General features: G+C 68.8%; 16 protein-coding genes. 13 read left to right on the top strand and 3 right to left on the bottom strand.

Annotation, left to right across the window (positions count from 1 at the left end):
* Nucleotides 1–13: 13 nt before the first annotated feature.
* Entirely contained in the window at nucleotides 14–259 is a 246-nt protein-coding gene (locus BUB76_RS05150) for a hypothetical protein (protein WP_073127423.1), read from the top strand.
* 304 nt (nucleotides 260–563) lie between these two features.
* The gene (pheT, locus tag BUB76_RS05145) at nucleotides 564–2,960 is read left to right on the top strand and encodes a phenylalanine--tRNA ligase subunit beta (protein WP_073127421.1); all 2,397 of its coding nucleotides are present in this window, start codon (nucleotides 564–566) and stop codon (nucleotides 2,958–2,960) included.
* A 215-nt stretch (nucleotides 2,961–3,175) separates the two neighbouring features.
* On the opposite strand, the gene BUB76_RS05140 is transcribed toward pheT, so the two are convergent.
* The 3 genes from BUB76_RS05140 to BUB76_RS05130 form a co-directional block, all read right to left on the bottom strand.
* Nucleotides 3,176–3,916: an SDR family oxidoreductase gene (locus tag BUB76_RS05140; protein WP_073127418.1), complete on the bottom strand. Its 741-nt coding sequence runs from the start codon at nucleotides 3,914–3,916 to the stop codon at nucleotides 3,176–3,178.
* Nucleotides 3,917–3,926: 10 nt separating this feature from the next.
* A complete protein-coding gene (locus BUB76_RS05135) occupies nucleotides 3,927–5,708 on the bottom strand; it encodes an IlvD/Edd family dehydratase (RefSeq protein ID WP_073127414.1) in 1,782 nt (593 codons plus the stop codon).
* A gap of 257 nt (nucleotides 5,709–5,965) precedes the next feature.
* Nucleotides 5,966–6,856 (bottom strand): phytanoyl-CoA dioxygenase family protein, encoded by an 891-nt coding sequence (locus BUB76_RS05130; RefSeq protein ID WP_073127412.1) that lies wholly within the window; start codon nucleotides 6,854–6,856, stop codon nucleotides 5,966–5,968.
* A 149-nt stretch (nucleotides 6,857–7,005) separates the two neighbouring features.
* Here BUB76_RS05130 and BUB76_RS05125 point away from each other — a divergent pair, with 149 nt between their 5' ends.
* The 11 genes from BUB76_RS05125 to BUB76_RS05075 all read left to right on the top strand — a co-directional run bounded on the left by BUB76_RS05125 (nucleotide 7,006) and on the right by BUB76_RS05075 (nucleotide 17,154).
* On the top strand, nucleotides 7,006–7,605 hold the full coding sequence (locus BUB76_RS05125; RefSeq protein ID WP_073127409.1) for a LysE family translocator: 600 nt from the start codon (nucleotides 7,006–7,008) through the stop codon (nucleotides 7,603–7,605).
* Nucleotides 7,602–8,519, top strand: a complete 918-nt coding sequence (locus BUB76_RS05120) for a sugar kinase (RefSeq protein ID WP_073127407.1) — start codon at nucleotides 7,602–7,604, stop codon at nucleotides 8,517–8,519. Before BUB76_RS05125 ends, BUB76_RS05120 begins: the two co-directional genes overlap by 4 nt.
* Nucleotides 8,516–9,484: a D-erythronate dehydrogenase gene (denD, locus tag BUB76_RS05115; RefSeq protein WP_073127405.1), complete on the top strand. Its 969-nt coding sequence runs from the start codon at nucleotides 8,516–8,518 to the stop codon at nucleotides 9,482–9,484. The genes BUB76_RS05120 and denD overlap by 4 nt, the downstream gene beginning before the upstream one ends.
* A 12-nt stretch (nucleotides 9,485–9,496) precedes the next feature.
* Nucleotides 9,497–10,396, top strand: a complete 900-nt coding sequence (gene ltnD, locus BUB76_RS05110) for an L-threonate dehydrogenase (protein WP_073127403.1) — start codon at nucleotides 9,497–9,499, stop codon at nucleotides 10,394–10,396.
* Nucleotides 10,390–11,631, top strand: a complete 1,242-nt coding sequence (gene otnK / locus BUB76_RS05105) for a 3-oxo-tetronate kinase (RefSeq protein ID WP_073127401.1) — start codon at nucleotides 10,390–10,392, stop codon at nucleotides 11,629–11,631. The genes ltnD and otnK overlap by 7 nt, the downstream gene beginning before the upstream one ends.
* Nucleotides 11,628–12,275, top strand: coding sequence for a 3-oxo-tetronate 4-phosphate decarboxylase (gene otnC / locus BUB76_RS05100; protein WP_073127399.1), 648 nt, complete (start codon nucleotides 11,628–11,630; stop codon nucleotides 12,273–12,275). The genes otnK and otnC overlap by 4 nt, the downstream gene beginning before the upstream one ends.
* Nucleotides 12,276–12,279: 4 nt before the next feature.
* Nucleotides 12,280–13,770 carry a UxaA family hydrolase gene (locus tag BUB76_RS05095; protein ID WP_073127397.1) on the top strand — a complete coding sequence of 497 codons (1,491 nt, stop codon included), beginning with the start codon at nucleotides 12,280–12,282 and terminating at the stop codon, nucleotides 13,768–13,770.
* 46 nt (nucleotides 13,771–13,816) lie between these two features.
* A complete protein-coding gene (locus BUB76_RS05090; protein WP_073127395.1) occupies nucleotides 13,817–14,584 on the top strand; it encodes a hydroxypyruvate isomerase family protein in 768 nt (255 codons plus the stop codon).
* Entirely contained in the window at nucleotides 14,581–15,426 is an 846-nt protein-coding gene (locus BUB76_RS05085; RefSeq protein ID WP_073127393.1) for a transketolase, read from the top strand. Before BUB76_RS05090 ends, BUB76_RS05085 begins: the two co-directional genes overlap by 4 nt.
* On the top strand, nucleotides 15,423–16,460 hold the full coding sequence (locus BUB76_RS05080) for a transketolase family protein (protein ID WP_084140542.1): 1,038 nt from the start codon (nucleotides 15,423–15,425) through the stop codon (nucleotides 16,458–16,460). Before BUB76_RS05085 ends, BUB76_RS05080 begins: the two co-directional genes overlap by 4 nt.
* A gap of 106 nt (nucleotides 16,461–16,566) precedes the next feature.
* A complete protein-coding gene (locus BUB76_RS05075) occupies nucleotides 16,567–17,154 on the top strand; it encodes a flavodoxin domain-containing protein (RefSeq protein ID WP_073127391.1) in 588 nt (195 codons plus the stop codon).
* Nucleotides 17,155–17,217 lie beyond the last annotated feature (63 nt).

The raw sequence follows: 17,217 nt of genomic DNA, 5'->3' as shown, positions 1-17,217 counted from the left end.
CCACATGCGGTTGATGAGACTGGCAAAGATCCTGTTCGTCGTCGTCACCGCCGCCCTGGTCATCGGGGGGCATGCGGGCCTGTGGCTCAGCGACCGCTACCCGGACGACCTGAAGCTCAAGCTGACGATCCTGAACGCGATCGGCTGGGCCGTGATCCTGTTGCCCGCCCTGGCCGTGTCGCGCTGGGCGGCGCAGCACAGGGGGCCTAGCGACCCCAGTTCGTCGCGGGACAGCCGGACCGACCACCGACCGAATTGACGCCGAAGGCGTACAGTCGGTCACTTTCCCGGTGGACAGGCGGATCTTGTGGTTGGACGATTTCCCGATGACGAGCGGCGACATGATGAGACTCGCCGCGAATACGATCAGGATTGGGCCTCTCAGACTCATGTCATCCTCCTCAACACGCTTCTGCGTGGACAAGGCCCCCGGTCCCCCCGTCGTCGTCATTCCGGATAAATGTGTCGATCTTCGGGCGACGCTACGTCACCCTGCGCCGCTTTTCTTTCCCGAGCAGAGACGCTAATCCCGCGCGGCAAGCAGACAGCACGCGGGACGTAAGATGAAATTCACGCTTTCCTGGCTCAAGGATCACCTGGACACCGACGCCACGGTGGACCGGATCGCCGAGACGCTGACCGATCTCGGCCTCGAGGTGGAAGAGGTCACCGACCCGACCGCGCGGCTTGCCGATTTCACGCTGGGCTATGTCGAGACGGCCGAAAAGCATCCCGACGCGGACCGTCTCCAGGTCTGCCAGGTGCGGACCGACGAGGGCCTTCAGCAGATCATCTGCGGCGCCCCGAACGCGCGCGCGGGCATCACCGTGGTCGTGGCCAAGCCCGGCACCTACGTCCCCGGCATCGACACCACGATCCAGGTCGGCAAGATCCGCGGTGTCGAATCCCACGGCATGATGGCCTCCGAGCGCGAGATGGAGCTCAGCGACGCCCATGACGGCATCATCGAGCTGCCGTCGGGCGAGGTCGGCCAGCGCTTCACCGACTGGCTGGCCGCCAACGACCCGCAGAAGGTCGACCCGGTGATCGAGATCGCGATCACCCCCAACCGGCAGGACGCGCTGGGCGTGCGCGGCATCGCCCGGGACCTCGCCGCGCGCGGCCTCGGCACGCTCAAGCCCGCGCCCGAGGAGACCGTCGCCGGCGGCTTCCCCTGCCCCGTCGGCGTCACCATCGACGACGCCGGGCTCGAGCACGCACCACATTTCACCGGCCGCCTGATCCGCGGCGTGAAGAACGGCCCCTCCCCCGCCTGGCTGCAGGCCCGGCTGAAGGCGATCGGCCTGCGCCCGATCTCGGCGCTCGTCGACATCACCAACTTCTTCACCTTCGACCAGAACCGCCCGCTGCACGTCTTCGACGCCGCCAAGGTCACGGGCGACCTGCGCGTGCACCTGGCCGAGGGCGGAGAGACGCTCGAGGCGCTGGACGAGCGGGACTACACCTTCCAGCCCGGCATGATCGCGATCTCCGACGACACGGGCGTCGAATCCATCGCCGGCATCATGGGCGGTGCGCCCTCGGGCGTGTCCGACGACACCACGGACGTGTTCCTCGAATCCGCCTTCTGGAACCCCGTCACCATCGCTCGCACGGGCCGCGCGCTGAAGATCAATTCCGACGCCCGCTACCGGTTCGAGCGCGGCGTCGATCCTGCCTTCACCCGCCCGGGGCTCGAGCTTGCCACGCGGATGATCCTCGATCTTTGCGGCGGCGAGGCGTCCGAGGTCGTCGAAGCCGGCGCCGCCCCGCTCGAGCCGCGCAGCTACACGCTGGACACGACGCGCGTGCAGTCGCTGGTGGGAATGGAGATCGCGCCGGACACCCAGCGCGAGACGCTGACGGCGCTGGGCTTCACGCTCGACGGCGACGAGGCGCATGTGCCCAGCTGGCGCAGCGACGTCCGCGGCCCCGCCGACCTGGTGGAAGAGGTCGCGCGCGTGGCCTCGCTCACCGCGCTCCGGCCGCAGCCCATGCCCCGCGCCCGGCCCGGCGTCCCCGCGCCGATCCTGACCCCGGCGCAGAAACGCGAACAGGCCGCCCGCCGGACCTGCGCCGCGCTGGGCTATAACGAGGTGGTCAGCTATTCCTTCATCGACCGCGAGGCGGCGACGCTGTTCGGCGGCGGCGATGACGCGACCATGCTCGAGAACCCGATCTCGTCCGAGATGAGCCACCTGCGCCCGTCGCTCCTGCCCGGGCTGCTGCAGGCCGCCGCGCGCAACCACAAGCGCGGCCAGACCGACATGGCCCTGTTCGAGGTCGGCGCCGCCTTCCACGGCGGCGAGCCGGGCGAGCAGGCGTTGCAGGTCGCGGGCCTTCTGACCGGACGCACCGGGCCGAAGGACGTGCACGGCGCCGCGCGGCCCGTGGATCCCTTCGACGCCAAGGCCGATGTCGAGGCGGTGCTCGCCGCGCTCGGTGCGCCCGCCAAGACCCAGATCCTGCGCGAGGCCGACGGCTGGTGGCATCCCGGGCAGCACGGCCGCATCTGCCTCGGACCGAAGAAGACGCTGGCCGTCTTCGGCGCGCTGCACCCCCGCGTGCTCAAGGCCCTTGGGATCAAGACACCCGCCGTGGCCTTCACGATCTTCCCCGACGAGATCCCGCAGCCGCGCAACCAGGACGCCGCCCGCCACGCGCTGGCGCTGTCGGACCTGCAGGCGGTGGAACGCGACTTCGCCTTCGTGGTGGACGAACGGGTCGAGGCCGCGACGCTGGTCAACGCCGCGCAGTCCGCCGAGAAGGCGCTGATCGAGGACGTGCGCGTCTTCGACCAGTTCATCGGCGGCGCGCTGGGCGAGGGCAAGAAATCGCTGGCCATCACCGTCCGGCTGCAACCCCAGGGCGAGACGCTGAAGGACGCGCAGATCGACGCGATCTCGAAGGCCATCGTGCAGAAGGTCGAAAAGGCCACCGGCGGCACGCTGCGCGGCTGATCGCGCGGCGGTCGGCACGGACGACAAAGCGCGCCGTGGACCTCCCACGGCGCGCTTTGCTTCAAAGCGTCACTTTCCGGAACGCGCCCGCCCCGTGCGGCGCATCGGGCCCCGCGCCGTCCCCGGCTTCATCTTTCCAAAAATACCTGGTCGCATTTGCCGGTCCGGAGGCACCGGGTCGAACGCAAGGCGCGCCCGATCCCGGTGCCGAAAGACTAGCCGCGGCCGATATAGGGCATGGTCGTCGCCATCACGGTCATGAACTGCACGTTGGCCTCGGCCGGCAGCGACGCCATGTGCAGGACCGACGACGCCACGTTCGACGCGTCCATCACCGCCTCGACCTTGTTGGACCCGTCGGCCTGCGGCACGCCCTTGGTCATCGCCTCGGCCATGTCGGTCAGCGCGTTGCCGATATCGATCTGCCCGCAGGCGATGTTGAAGGGCCGCCCGTCCAGCGACACGGTGCGCGTCAGCCCCGTCACCGCGTGTTTCGACATGGTGTAGGGCGCGCTGCCCGGCCGCGGGACATGGGCCGAGATCGACCCGTTGTTGATGATGCGCCCGCCCATGGGGTCCTGCCGCCGCATCAGCCCGAAGGCCGCGCGGGCGCAGATGAACATGCCGGTGATGTTGGTCTCGGACAGGGCGCGGAAATCCTCGACGCTGATCTCGTCCAGCGTGCCGCCCTTCACGTTCATGCCCGCGTTGTTGAACAGGACGTCGAGCCGGCCCCATTCCTCGGCCACCTTGACGAAGCTCTGCGTGACCGCGTCCTCGCTGGTCACGTCGGTGGGCAGGATCAGCGCGCTGTCCTCGTGCCCCTCGGCGGTTTCCTCCAGCGCGGATTTGCGGCGGCCGACCAGGGCGACCTTCCAGCCCTGGTCGAGGAACAGGCGCGCGGTGACGCGGCCGATGCCGCTGGACGCGCCGGTGATGAGGATGGTCTGGCTCATGTCGTGTCCTTCAATGGTTGTCGCGGGGCAGGTCGCGCGCGATGCGCTGGTAGGCGGTGGCCAGCTCCAGGCAGCCGCCGTCGCCCAGCTGGCCCACATGGGTGCGGTAGATCTCCTGCCACGGGGTCTGGTGCTTCATCTCGGGCGGCGTCCATTCGGACTGGCGTTCCTTCCACTCCTCCTCGGTGACCAGCGCGTTCAGCGTGGCCTCGTTCAGGTCCAGCCGCACCCGGTCGCCGGTGCGCAGGAACGCAAGGCCCCCGCCCACCACCGCCTCGGGCGAGGCGTTGAGGATCGAGGGCGATTCGGACGTGCCCGACTGCCGCCCGTCGCCCACGGTGGGCAGGTGGGTGTTGCCGCCGCGCAGGATGTGATCGGGCGGCTGCATGTTCACCACCTCGGCCGAGCCGGGATAGCCCACGCAGCCCACGTTGCGGATGAACAGGATGGTCAGGTCGTCGATCTCCAGCGACGGATCGTTGATCCGGTCGTGGTAATCCTCGGGGCCCTCGAACACGACCGCCCGCGCCTCGTAGATCCCCTCGCTGCCCGGCGTGTCGAGATAGCGGCGGCGGAAGTCGTCCGAGATCACGCTGGTCTTCATCAGCGCCGAGTCGAACAGGTTGCCCGACAGCACCACGAAGCCCGCGTTCTTGCGCATGGGCGCGTCGAAGGTGGTGATGACCTCGTGATCGAAGCTTTCGCGGTCGGCGATGTTCTCGGCCATGGTCCGGCCGGTCACGGTCATGCAGCCGCCGTGGATGCGGCCGGCCTTGGCCAGCTCGGCCATCACCGCCGGGACCCCGCCCGCGCGGTGGAACGATTCGCCCAGGTAAGCGCCCGCGGGCTGCATGTTGACCATCAGCGGCACGTCGTAGCCCACCGTCTGCCAGTCCTTCACGTTCAGCTCGACCCCCATGTGACGGGCGACGGCCTGCAGGTGCGGCGGCGCGTTGGTGGACCCGCCGATGGCCGAGTTCACGACGATCGCGTTCTCGAAGGCCTCGCGGGTCATGATGTCCGACGGCTTCAGGTCCTCGTAGGCCATGGCGACGATGCGCTTGCCGGTTTCATAGGCCATCTCCATCCGCTCGCGGAACGGCGCGGGGATGGCCGAGCAGCCGGTCAGCGACATGCCCAGCGCCTCGGCCATGGCGTTCATGGTGCTGGCCGTGCCCATGGTGTTGCAGTGGCCCAGCGACGGGGCCGACGCGCAGGCCCGGTCGATGAATTCGTCATAGTCGATCTTGCCCTCGGCCAGCAGGCGGCGGCCTTCCCAGATCACCCCGCCCGAGCCGACGCGCTTGCCCTTGAACCAGCCATCCAGCATCGGTCCGCCGTTCAGCGTGATCGCGGGCAGGTCCATGGTCGCCGCGCCCATCAGCATGGCGGGCGTTGTCTTGTCGCAGCCGGTGGTCAGCACCACGGCGTCCAGCGGGTAGCCATGCATCACCTCGACCAGGCCCAGATAGGTCAGGTTGCGGTCCAGCGCGGCGGTGGGGCGCTTGCCGGTTTCCTGGATCGGGTGGACGGGAAATTCCATCGGGATGCCGCCCGCGTCACGGATGCCCGCCTTGATCCGGTCCATCAGGAACACGTGGATCTTGTTGCACGGCGCCAGGTCGCTGCCGGTCTGGGCGATGCCGATGATCGGCTTGCCCGATTGCAGCTCGGCCCGGGTGTGGGTCTGGTTCTGGTAGCGCTCGAGATAGAGCGCGGTCATCCCCGGGTTGTTGGGGTTGTCGAACCATTCCTGCGAACGAAACCGCTTGTTGGCGCGGGTATTGGCCATGTGAAATCTCCCTTGCGGACGGGCACGGCGACAGGGCCGGCCCCGGCATCTGATTTTTTGGTATACCAAAATTTCGGGGCACGCCACCATTGCCGCACGAATGTCGTGCGAGACGTTCGAGACCGCGCGCGAGCACTGCCCCGGCGGATGCGCGGCGGACATGTGTCGGCCCGATCGGCGCGGCAGGGATCCCCGACGCGCGACCCCCTCCACCCGCGCCCAAGGTCGGGCTGGATCTGGCGGGGCGAGATTCCCGCTCAGCCGAAGGCCGATTTCACGCCGCCCGCCGCCTGGGTCTTGAAGATCGACGTGTTGTCGCGCGCCGGCGGCAGCGGCATCCGCACCGGGACATCGGCCAGTCGCGGCTCCAGGCAGGGCGCACCGCAGACCAGGCGGTCCTGCAGATCGTCCCAGAACCGCCGTTGACCCAGCTCGTGGATATAGGACGCGGCCCCCAGGATCGGCCAGGCATCGGCGGTCGCGCATTCGTAGAACAGCACCAGCCGCGGCCGGTCGGACCGGTTCGGCGCCGAGCCGTGCAGGGTGCGGCAGTGATGCACCGTCATGCTGCCCGCCCGTCCGGTCAGCGTCACCGCCCGGTCACGGTGGAAATCCGGGTCCTCGGGGTCGACCGCCCCGCAGAAGAAGCCGTTGGCGTGATGGCTCAGGACCGGGCCGCGGTGGCTGCCGGGGATGACCTGCAGCGGGCCGTTGGCCATGTCCACGTCGTCCAGCATCAGCCCCACGGCCAGCAGGGTGTCGTTGGTGTGCGGATAGAAGGCCCAATCCTGGTGCCACTCCACCGCCGCGCCGCCGCCCGGCGCCTTGGTGTTCAGCTTGGTCGTCAGCAGGGTCACGTCCGGCCCCAGCAGGTCGCGCAGCACCTCGGTCACGGCGGACGATTTCAGGATCTCGTCGTAGCAGGGGTCGACCTTGTGCGGCAGCTTGATCCGGGTCAGCCGGGGCGTCTCGGCGCAATGGCCGTGGTCCAGGTCGTAGATCTCGTCGCTCTCGGCAACCCCGCGCGAGGCGTCGATCAGGTCGTGCGTGACGGCCTGCAACCGGCGCAGCGCATCGCCGGTGACCACGTCCTCGACCATCAGGTAGCCGTTCTCGTCGTAGAAGCGTTTCTGCTCGGCGCTCAGCATCTTTTTTCTCCCCCTCTCCTGCGCACGGCGCAGTTGGTTGACTCTGCCCGGCGGCTGCGATTTGGTAAATGGTATACCAAAACCGTAGGTCCGCCTAGACAAGGGCGGCGAGGGCGCGTGATGACGACCAAGGCCGCAGGGACAGCCCCATGCTGACATTCGCCGCGGCGGTGTTCTTCCTGATCGTGACGCCGGGACCGGGCGTGCTGTCCACCGCGGGCGTCGGGTCGGGCTACGGCTTTCGCGCCGGGTTTCGCTATGTCACGGGGCTGTTCATCGGGACGAACCTGGTGGCGCTGGCGGTCATCACCGGGGTGGCGGCCATCGTGCTGTCGGTGCCGGTGGTTCGCACGGTGCTGATGGCGGCCTCGGTCGCATACCTGTGCTACCTGGCCTTCCGCATCGCCACGGCGGGCAGCCGCATCGCCTTCATCGAGAAGGCGACAGCCCCCGGCATCGGCGCGGGGATCCTGCTGCAAACCATCAACCCCAAGGCCTATGCCGTGAACACGACACTGTTTGCCGGGTTTCCCTACGCGCCCGACAGCTACGGGTTCGAGATCGTGACCAAGCTGATCATCACCAACGCGATCTGGATCCCGCTGCACCTGGCGTGGCTCTTCGCCGGGGCGACGCTGCACCGGCTGGACCTGAGCGAGCGCGCCCAGCGCCGCATCAACTACGCCATGGCGGCGTCCATGCTGGCGGTCGTGGCGCTGGCGCTGATTTCGGGGGCAAGCGCGCGATGAGCGGATCGGTTCTCAGTATCGGGGAATGCATGGTGGAACTGGCCCAGACCGGGCCCGACACCTATCGGCGCGGCTTTGCCGGCGACACGTTCAACACCGCGTGGTACGCACGCCGCCTGCTGCCGCCGGAGTGGAACGTCTCCTACGGCACCTGCGTGGGCCACGACGCCGTGTCGGACGAGATGCTGGCCTTCATGCGCGACGCGGGCATCGACATCCGGGCCATCCGCCGGGTCGAGGGGCGCAGCGTCGGGCTTTACATGATCTCGGTCGAGAACGGCGAGCGCAGCTTTTCCTACTGGCGCGACCAGTCCGCCGCGCGGCGCATGACCGAGGACATGGGCTGGATCGAAACGCTTCTGTCGGGCCGTGACTGGATCCACCTGTCGGGCATCACCCTGGCGATTCTGCCGCCCACCGGGCGCACTGCCCTGTGCCAGGCGCTGGACCGCGCGCGCGAGACCGGCACGCAGGTCAGCTTCGACACCAACCTGCGCCCCCGGCTGTGGGAGGGCGAGGACGCCATGCGCGCGGGCCTGACCCGCGGCGCTGCGGCGGCCGACCTGGTGCTGCCGTCCTTCGACGAGGAGACGTCGCTCTTCGGCGACGCGACCCCGTCCGACACCATCGCCCGCTATCGCGAAGGCGGCTCGGCCATGGTGGTGGTCAAGGACGGCGAAGGTCCCATCACGTTGTGGTCCGAGGCGACGGGCGAGCGCACGCTGTCGCCGCAACCAGTCACGCCTGTCGACACCACGGCGGCGGGCGACAGCTTCGCCGCCGGGCTGCTGGCCGGGCTGGCCACGGGCGCAGACCTGGAAACGGCGGCGGCCTCGGCCATGGGGCTGGCGGGCGGCGTCATCCAACACACGGGCGCCCTGGTGCCCCAGATTTTCGAGGGAGGAGACACATGAACATCCTGATCATCGGCGGCGGCGGCGTTGTCGGCAACCGGCTCGGCGCCAAGCTCGCCCAGCGCGGCACCCTGCGCGGCAAGGGCATCGACAAGATCACCCTGGCCGACGTGAACGATCCGCCCCAGATCGACGCGGGCAAGGTCGCGGTCGATTATGCCAGCTGCAACATCACCGACCCCGACAGCATCGCGGCCTGCCTGACCGAAGACACCGACGTGGTCTATCTCCTGGCCGCGGTCGTGTCGGCCCACGCCGAGGAAGAATTCGAGGCCGGCTACGACATCAACCTCTTCGGCGTCTGGAACGTGTTCGAACGCTGCCGCAAGCTGGGTACCAACCCGGTCGTCGTCTTCACCTCGTCCATCGCCGTCTACGGCGGCGAGGTCGACGACCCGATCACCGGCCAGACCTTCCTGAACCCGCAGACCAGCTACGGCGCGCAGAAGGCGGCGGGCGAGCTGCTGCTGAACGACTTCTCGCGCAAGGGCTATATCGACGGGCGCGGCGTGCGGCTGCCCACGATCTCGGTCCGGCCGGGCAAGCCCAACCGCGCGGCGTCGTCCTTCATGTCGTCGATCATCCGCGAACCGCTGAACGGGGTCGAGGCCGTCTGCCCCGTGGGCGACGACTTCCTGCACTACTACCTCAGCCTGCGGCAATGCGTTGAGAACCTGGTGAAGATCGCCGAGGTCGACCGCGCCGACATGGGCAAGAACCACGTCATGCAGATGCCGGGCCGCACCTGGTCGATCCGCCAGATGATCGACGCGATGACCGCCGTCGCGGGACCGGAACCCGCCAAGCTCATCAAGTTCGAGGACGACCCGTCGATCCAGTCCATCGTCACCGGCTGGCGCTTCGACATCCACGCCGACAAGGCGCTGGCGCTGGGGCTCGAGGCCGACGACAGCTTCGAAGACAACGTCCGCTACTACCTGGAAGACGACAAGCCCGCCGCCTGAGGAGGACACGATATGACCACCCAAACCGCCGCCGTCATCGGCCTGGGCTCCATGGGCTACGGCGTGGCCTCGTCGCTTCTGCGGGCGGGCCACACGGTTCACGGCTTCGACATCAACCCCGACAGCATGGCGCGCTTCGTCTCGGATGGCGGGGCCGAGGGCGCCATGGCCGATGTCGCGGGCAACTGCGACGTCGTCATCAGCGTCGTCATCAACGCCGCGCAGACCGAGACGGTGCTGTTCGGCGACGACGGGATCGTGCCGCATCTGAAGCCCGGCACGGTCGTCATGTCCTGCGCCACCGTCGCCCCCGATTTCGCCCGCGAGATGGAGGCGAAGTGCCACGAGGCCGGCTGCCTCTACCTCGACGCGCCGATCTCGGGCGGGCCACAGCGCAGCGCCAAGGGCGAGCTTTCGGTGCTGGCCTCGGGCACGCCCGACGCGTTCGACAAGGCGCGCCCCTGCCTCGACGCCATGGCCAGCCAGGTCTACGAACTGGGCGGCGAGGCCGGCCCCGGCTCGGCCATGAAGGCGATCAACCAGATGCTGGTGGGCATCAACCTGGCGGGCATGGCCGAGGCGCTGACCTTCGGCATGACGCAAGGTGTCAGCCCCGAGAAATTCGCCGAGATCATCCCGCAATGCGCGGGCACCTCGTGGGTGCTGGAAAACCGCGTGCCCCACGTGGTGGCGGGCGACTACACCCCGCTTTCGGCCGTGGACATCTGGCCCAAGGACCTGGGCATCTGCCTCGACGTGGCGCATTCGGCCAAGTTCGGCGCGCCGGTGACGGCGGCGGCCCTGCAGCAATGGTTGGCCGCCCAAGGGTCTGGGCTGGGACGCGAGGATGATGCCGCACTGGTCAAGGTCTATGCCCGCAACGCCGGGCTCGATCTGCCGGGGAAATCATGACCGTCCTCGGCTGCATCGCCGACGACTTCACCGGCGCGACGGACCTGGCCGGGCTGCTGGCCCGGTCCGGCGTGCGCGTGAGCCTGCGCATCGGCGTGCCGGACGGCCCGCCCGAGGATGCGGCGGCGTTCGAAGTCATCGCGCTCAAGATCCGCACCGCGCCGGTGGAGGACGCGGTGTCCCAGGCGCTCGCGGCGCTGGACTGGCTGAAAAAGGCGGGGGCCGAGCGCTTCTTCTGGAAATACTGCTCGACCTTCGATTCCACCGACCACGGCAATATCGGCCCCGTGGCCGAGGCGCTGATGGACCGGATCGGCGCCACGCAGACCATCTATTGCCCCGCCTTCCCCGAGAACGGGCGGTCGATCTTCATGGGCAACCTTTTCGTCGGGCAGCAACCGCTGGCCGAAAGCCCGATGAAGGACCATCCGCTGACGCCCATGCGCGACAGCAACCTGGTGCGGCTGCTCGCGCCGCAGGTGAAACGGGACGTGGGCCTCGTCGACCGTCTGACCGTGGCGCGCGGCGCCGACGCGCTGCGCGCGGCACTGGCCGACGCGCCGCCCCACGTGATCGTGGATGCCGTCGCCGACGAGGACCTGACCACCATCGCCACCGCCTGCCGCGACTTCGGGCTGATGACCGGCGGCAGCGCCGTGGCCGCGCCCCTGCCCGACCTCTACCGCGCGGCGGACCTGATCGGCGATGAGGCCGAGGCGCCCGCGCCGACCGCCCCGGACGCGGGTGCCGTGATCCTGTCGGGCTCGTGCTCGGCCATGACGCGCAAGCAGGTGGCGGCCTATGACGGGCCGAAATTCAAGCTCGACCCGCTGACGCTGGACAGTGACGGACCGCAAGCCGCGCTCGACTGGCTGGTGGCGCAGGACCTGGCCGACGCGCCGCTGATCTACGCCACGGCCGAGCCGGACGAGGTCCGCGCCGCGCAGGACAAGCTGGGCACGGCGCAAGCGGGCGAGATCGTGGAACAGGCGCTGGCCCGATGCGCCCGCTCGGCCCGTGAAAGCGGCGCCCGCCGCTTCGTCGTGGCCGGCGGCGAGACCTCGGGCGCCGTGACGCAGGCGCTCGGCGTCGCGCGGCTGGAGATCGGCCCCGAGATCGCGCCGGGCGTGCCGTGGTGTTTCGCCACCTCGGACGGGCACGATATCGCCATCACGCTGAAATCCGGCAATTTCGGCAGCGAAGGCTTCTTCGCCGAGGCGCTGGAGAAGCTATGAGCGACGAGACCCGCCTGCGCGAAGACCTGTGCCTTCTGGCCAAGTCCCTGTTCGACCGGGGGCTGACCCATGGCTCGACCGGCAACATCTCGGCCCGCACGCCCGATGGCGGGCTGCTGGTATCGCCCACCGGATCCAGCTTCGGGCGGCTCGACCCCGCGCGCCTGTCGAAATTCGACGATCAGGGCAATCACATCGCGGGCGACAGGCCCACGAAGGAAATGCCGCTTCATACCGCGTTCTACGATACGCGCGGCACCACGGGCGCCGTGGTGCACCTGCATTCCACCCACTCGGTCGCGCTGTCGCTGCTCGATGGCGCGGACGAGGACAACTTCCTGCCGCCGCTGACGCCCTACGCGATCATGCAGCTGGGCAAGGTCAAGCTGCTGCCGGTGTTCCTGCCCGGCGACCCGGCCATGGGCGACGCGGTGCGCGGCCTCGCGGGCAAGCGCAGCGCGGTCATGCTGGCCCATCACGGCCCGGTGGTCGCGGGCAAGGACCCGCAGGCCGCCTGCAACGCGATCGAGGAACTGGAAGAGACCGCGAAGCTCGCGCTGCTCACGCGCGGGATGAATGCCCGCCCCTTGACCGACGACCAGGTGCAGGCCGTCGTCACCAAATTCGATGTGAAATGGGATTAGATCCATGCTGACCGTCCGCCTGTCCCCCGAGGACAACGTCGTCACCGCCGTCAAACCGCTGGAAATCGGACAGGAGGGCGCGACCACGCTGGTCCCGCGCGGCCACAAGATGGCGGTCGAGCCCATCGCCAAGGGCGCCCCCGTCCGCAAGTACGCGCAAATCATCGGCTATGCCTCGGACGACATCCCGGCCGGCGCCCACGTGCACAGCCACAACCTGGAATTCCGGTCGGTCGACCACGAATACGAGTTCGCGACCAACCTGAAACCGGTCGCCCCCGCCGAACGGCAGGACACCTTCATGGGCTACCGCCGCGAAACGGGCCGCGTCGGCACGCGCAACTTCATCGCCGTCATCACCTCGGTGAACTGTTCGGCGACGGCGGCGCACAAGATCGCCGAGCACTTCACCGACGAACGGCTCGCGGATTATCCCAACGTGGACGGCGTGGTGGCCTTCGCCCACGGCACCGGCTGCGGCATGGCCGGCTCGGGCGACGGGTTCGAGGCGTTGCAGCGCGTGATGTGGGGCTATGCCCGCAACCCCAACGTGGGCGCCGTGCTGATGGCCGGTCTCGGCTGCGAGATGATGCAGATCGACTGGCTGGTCGAAGCCTATGGCCTGACGCCCGGGCCGCTGTTCCAGCACATGAACATCCAGGACGTGGGCGGGCTGCGCAAGACGGTCGAGCTGGGCATCAAGAAGATCGAGGCGATGCTGCCCGTGGTGAACGCGGCCGAGCGCGAGGAGTGCCCGGTCTCGGACCTGATGGTCGCGTTGCAATGCGGCGGCTCGGACGCGTGGTCGGGCATCACCGCCAACCCCGCCGTGGGCCATGCCTGCGACCTGCTGGTGGCGCAGGGCGGCACCGGCGTGCTGGCCGAGACGCCCGAGATCTACGGCGCCGAACACCTGCTGACCGCCCGCGCGGTGGACCGCACCGTGGGCGAGCGGCTGATCGAGCGCATCAAGTGGTGGGAGGACTATACCGCCCGCAACAACGGCTCGATGGACAACAACCCCAGCCCCGGCAACAAGCGCGGCGGCCTGACCACGATCCTGGAAAAGTCGCTGGGCGCGGCGGCCAAGGGCGGCACCACGCCGCTGACCGGCGTCTACAAGTACGCCGAGCCGGTGACGGCCAAGGGCTTCACCTTCATGGACAGCCCCGGCTACGACCCGGCCAGCGTGACCGGCCAGATCGCGTCGGGCTGCAACCTCGTGTGCTTCACCACCGGGCGCGGCTCGGCATTCGGCGCGAAGCCCTCGCCTAGCATGAAGGTCGCCACCAATTCCGAGATGTTCAACCGCATGACCGAGGACATGGACGTGAACGCGGGCACGATCCTGTCGGGCGAGCGCTCGGTCGAGGATGTCGGCCGCGAGATCTACGAGATGTGGCTGCGGGTCGCCTCGGGCGAGCGCACGAAATCCGAGGCGCAGGGTCTGGGCGACCACGAATTCGTGCCCTGGCAGATCGGCGCGGTGATGTGAGGCGGCCACGCGGCCAGCGACGGAACGCAACCGAAAGGACAGCGCGATGAAATTCTCGGCCAATCTCGGGTTTCTCTGGGACGACCGCCCCTATCCCGACCGCATCCGTGCGGCCAGGGCGGCGGGCTTCGACGCTGTCGAGCTGCACTGGCCCTACGATGACGACCCGGCCGACGTGAAGGCCGCGCTGGACGAGACGGGCCTGCCCTGCCTGGGGCTCAACACCTCGCGCGGGGATGTCGACGCGGGCGAGAACGGCCTGTCGGCCCTGCCCGGCCGCGAAGGCGACGCCCGAGCGGCCATCGAGCAGGCGCTGGACTACGCCGTGGCGATCGACGCGGCGAACGTCCACGTCATGGCAGGTTTCGCCGAGGGGATGGAAGCCGAGGCGACCTTCATCAACAACCTGCAATTCGCCTGCGCGCGCGCGGGCGGACGCGGCATCCTGATCGAGCCGCTGAACCGCTACGACGCGCCGGGCTATTTCCTGAAGACCGCGACCGAGGCCGCCCGCATCATCAACGCGGTGGGCGACGACACGGTGAAGCTGATGTTCGACTGCTATCACCTGCAGATGATGGGCGGCGACCTGACCCACCAGCTGCAGGACCTGATGCCCATCATCGGCCATGTGCAGTTCGCCGCGGTGCCCGACCGCGGCACGCCCGACCATGGCGAAGTGCATTACCCCTATATCTTCGGGCTGCTGGACCAGCTCGGATGGCAGACCCCGCTGGGCGCGGAATACAAGGATCCGCGCCCCACGGACGAAACGCTCGACTGGTTGAAAACGGCACGGGAGGGCCGGACATGACACCCGATCATCACAGATCCAACGTGAGCCTCGCGCGCCGCGCCTGGGCCATCCGCCACAACGCGGTGCGCATGGGGCAGGTACAGGGCCAGGGCTATATCGGTCAGGCGCTCGGCGTGGCCGACGTGCTGGCCGCCAGCTATTTCCACGCGCTCAGCTATCGCCCCGACGACCCCGAATGGGAGGGGCGCGACCGCTTCCTGCTGTCCATCGGCCACTACGCCATCGCGCTCTATGCCGCGATGATCGAGGCCGGCATCCTGCCCGAGCAGGAGCTCGAGACCTACGGCACCGACGACAGCCGCCTGCCCATGTCGGGCATGGCGTCCTACACTCCCGGGATGGAGATCACGGGCGGCTCGCTGGGCCACGGGCTCGGCATCGCCGTGGGCATGGCGCTGGGGCTCAAGCGCAAGGACAACCCGGCCTTCGTCTACAACCTGCTCAGCGACGGTGAACTGGGCGAGGGCTCGACCTGGGAAGCGGTCCAGAGCGCCACGCAGTGGAAGCTCGACAACCTGATCGCCATCGTCGACGTGAACGACCAGCAGGCCGACGGCAAACCGTCGGACGCGCTGATGCAGATGCCCGAGGCGCCCCGCTGGGAGGCGTTCGGCTGGTTCGCGCAAGAGGTCGACGGCAACGATATCGACGCCGTCGTCGCCGCGCTGGACGCCGCGCGCCACCACCCCGGCCCGCAACCCCGCGTCGTCATCTGCCGCACGACCATGTGCAAGGGCGTGCCGTTCCTCGAGGAACGCGAGATCACCCATTTCGTCCGCGTGGAAGAGGATGAATGGGACCGCGCCCTGGCCATTCTGGACGAAGGAAAACCCGCATGAGCCTCGGTCCCAATTCCCGCCGCACGCCCAAGAACGTCGCCCGCAGCGCACCGCCCAAGGGGGGCGCGCGCACCTCGGCCATGATCGCGTCGCTGGATGCCGAGGGGCGGGCGACCAAGCCCGCGCCGTTCGGTCACGCCCTCGCCGAGCTCGCCCAGACCCGCGACGACATCGTCGGGCTGTCGGCGGACCTGTCGAAATACACCGACCTGCACGTCTTCGCCAAGGCGCACCCGGACAAGTTCTACCAGATGGGCATGGCCGAACAGGTGCTGATCTCGGCCGCCGCTGGGCTGGCCAAGGAAGGCTTCACCCCCTTCGCCACCACCTATGCCGTGTTCGCGGCGCGGCGGGCCTACGACTTCATCGCCATGGCCATCGCCGAGGACAACCTGCCGGTGAAGATCTGCTGCGCGCTGCCGGGCCTGACCACGGGCTATGGGCCGTCGCACCAGTCGACCGAGGATATCGCCATCATGCGCGGGATGCCGGGCCTCACGGTCCTGGATCCCTGCGACGCGACCGAGATCGACCAGGCCACCCGCGCCATCGCCGATCACCCCGGCCCCGTCTACATGCGCCTTCTGCGCGGGCAGGTGCCGGACGTGCTGGGAGAATACGGCTACCGGTTCAAGCTGGGCAAGGCGCAGATGATCCGCGACGGGGGCGACGTGCTGTTCGTCTCGACCGGGCTGATGACCATGCGCGCCCTGGATGCCGCCGCGCGGCTGCAAAAGGACGGGGTCGAGGCCGGAGTGCTGCACGTGCCGACGATCAAGCCGCTGGACGAGGACACCATCGCCGAGGCCTGCGGCAAGACCGGACGCCTGGTCGTCACGGCCGAGAACCATTCGATCAACGGCGGGCTGGGCGAGGCCGTGGCCGGCACGCTCATGCGGCGCGGCCTGCGCCCCGCCTTCGCGCAGGTCGCACTGCCCGACGAATGGCTCGATGCCGGCGCCCTGCCCACCCTGCACGACCAGTACGGCCTGTCGGTCGATGCCGTCGTGAAGCGGGTGAAAGGCCTGCTGTGACATCGCGCCTGAATTGATCTGGCGCAAGGAAGCCGCCCCGGCACCGTCCTAGAGACACGGACGACCGGGGCGGCGGATGCCCCCGGCACACGTCGCGGAGGGCGGAATGCGCACCATCATCATCTTCGAAAGCTACGAGGGGCAGACCCGCCGCATCGTCGAGCGGGTGGCCGAGCGCGTCCATGCCGCCGGGGGCAGTGTCGGCCTGTTCGACGCCAGCCAGCAGACCGCGCCGCTGCGCCTGAATACCACCGACCGGGTGATCCTGGCCGCACCGGTCCACGAACGCCGCCACCCCAAGAATTTCGAGTTGCTGGTCGCCACCAGCCTCGAGGACCTGGCGGCGGTGCCGACGCTGATGCTGTCGGTCAGCCTGAAGGCCGCCTTCCCGGAGGGGCGCGACGAGGCGCAGGATTTCCTGGACGAGATGAAGATGCGGACGGGCTTCACCCCGGATCGCGAGCTTCTGGTCGCGGGGGCGATCCGGTCCGACAACTACGACTACTACCAGCGCCAGATCGTGCAGCACGTCCTGTTGCACAACGTGGACGTGGACGTGAGCGACGGCCCGCGCGAGTTCACCGACTGGCTCGCGCTGCGCGACGCCGTTGACGGCTTCCTGGCCGAAGCGTCCGGCGGCGGCAGCGTGGTCGATCTCGAAACGTCAGCCCGGGGCTGCGTCGAGCGGAGCTGACCCGGGCGCCTATTCGCACCGAAGAAGCGTGGATGGTGACGGCGGCGATCCGGCGCATCGGTC

The organism is Palleronia salina, from assembly GCF_900141995.1.
Classification (GTDB): Bacteria; Pseudomonadota; Alphaproteobacteria; order Rhodobacterales; family Rhodobacteraceae; genus Palleronia; species Palleronia salina.
The sequence above is the reverse complement of the archived record's forward strand: the minus strand, read 5'-3'. Positions and strand labels throughout refer to the sequence as shown.

Bases quoted from the DNA above. Each gene is read 5' to 3' on its own strand.
- BUB76_RS05150 (WP_073127423.1), top strand. From the start codon at position 14: ATGAGACTGGCAAAGATCCTGTTCGTCGTCGTCACCGCCGCCCTGGTC.
- pheT (WP_073127421.1), top strand. From the start codon at position 564: ATGAAATTCACGCTTTCCTGGCTCAAGGATCACCTGGACACCGACGCC.
- BUB76_RS05140 (WP_073127418.1), bottom strand. From the start codon at position 3,916: ATGAGCCAGACCATCCTCATCACCGGCGCGTCCAGCGGCATCGGCCGC.
- BUB76_RS05135 (WP_073127414.1), bottom strand. From the start codon at position 5,708: ATGGCCAATACCCGCGCCAACAAGCGGTTTCGTTCGCAGGAATGGTTC.
- BUB76_RS05130 (WP_073127412.1), bottom strand. From the start codon at position 6,856: ATGCTGAGCGCCGAGCAGAAACGCTTCTACGACGAGAACGGCTACCTG.
- BUB76_RS05125 (WP_073127409.1), top strand. From the start codon at position 7,006: ATGCTGACATTCGCCGCGGCGGTGTTCTTCCTGATCGTGACGCCGGGA.
- BUB76_RS05120 (WP_073127407.1), top strand. From the start codon at position 7,602: ATGAGCGGATCGGTTCTCAGTATCGGGGAATGCATGGTGGAACTGGCC.
- denD (WP_073127405.1), top strand. From the start codon at position 8,516: ATGAACATCCTGATCATCGGCGGCGGCGGCGTTGTCGGCAACCGGCTC.
- ltnD (WP_073127403.1), top strand. From the start codon at position 9,497: ATGACCACCCAAACCGCCGCCGTCATCGGCCTGGGCTCCATGGGCTAC.
- otnC (WP_073127399.1), top strand. From the start codon at position 11,628: ATGAGCGACGAGACCCGCCTGCGCGAAGACCTGTGCCTTCTGGCCAAG.
- BUB76_RS05095 (WP_073127397.1), top strand. From the start codon at position 12,280: ATGCTGACCGTCCGCCTGTCCCCCGAGGACAACGTCGTCACCGCCGTC.
- BUB76_RS05090 (WP_073127395.1), top strand. From the start codon at position 13,817: ATGAAATTCTCGGCCAATCTCGGGTTTCTCTGGGACGACCGCCCCTAT.
- BUB76_RS05085 (WP_073127393.1), top strand. From the start codon at position 14,581: ATGACACCCGATCATCACAGATCCAACGTGAGCCTCGCGCGCCGCGCC.
- BUB76_RS05080 (WP_084140542.1), top strand. From the start codon at position 15,423: ATGAGCCTCGGTCCCAATTCCCGCCGCACGCCCAAGAACGTCGCCCGC.
- BUB76_RS05075 (WP_073127391.1), top strand. From the start codon at position 16,567: ATGCGCACCATCATCATCTTCGAAAGCTACGAGGGGCAGACCCGCCGC.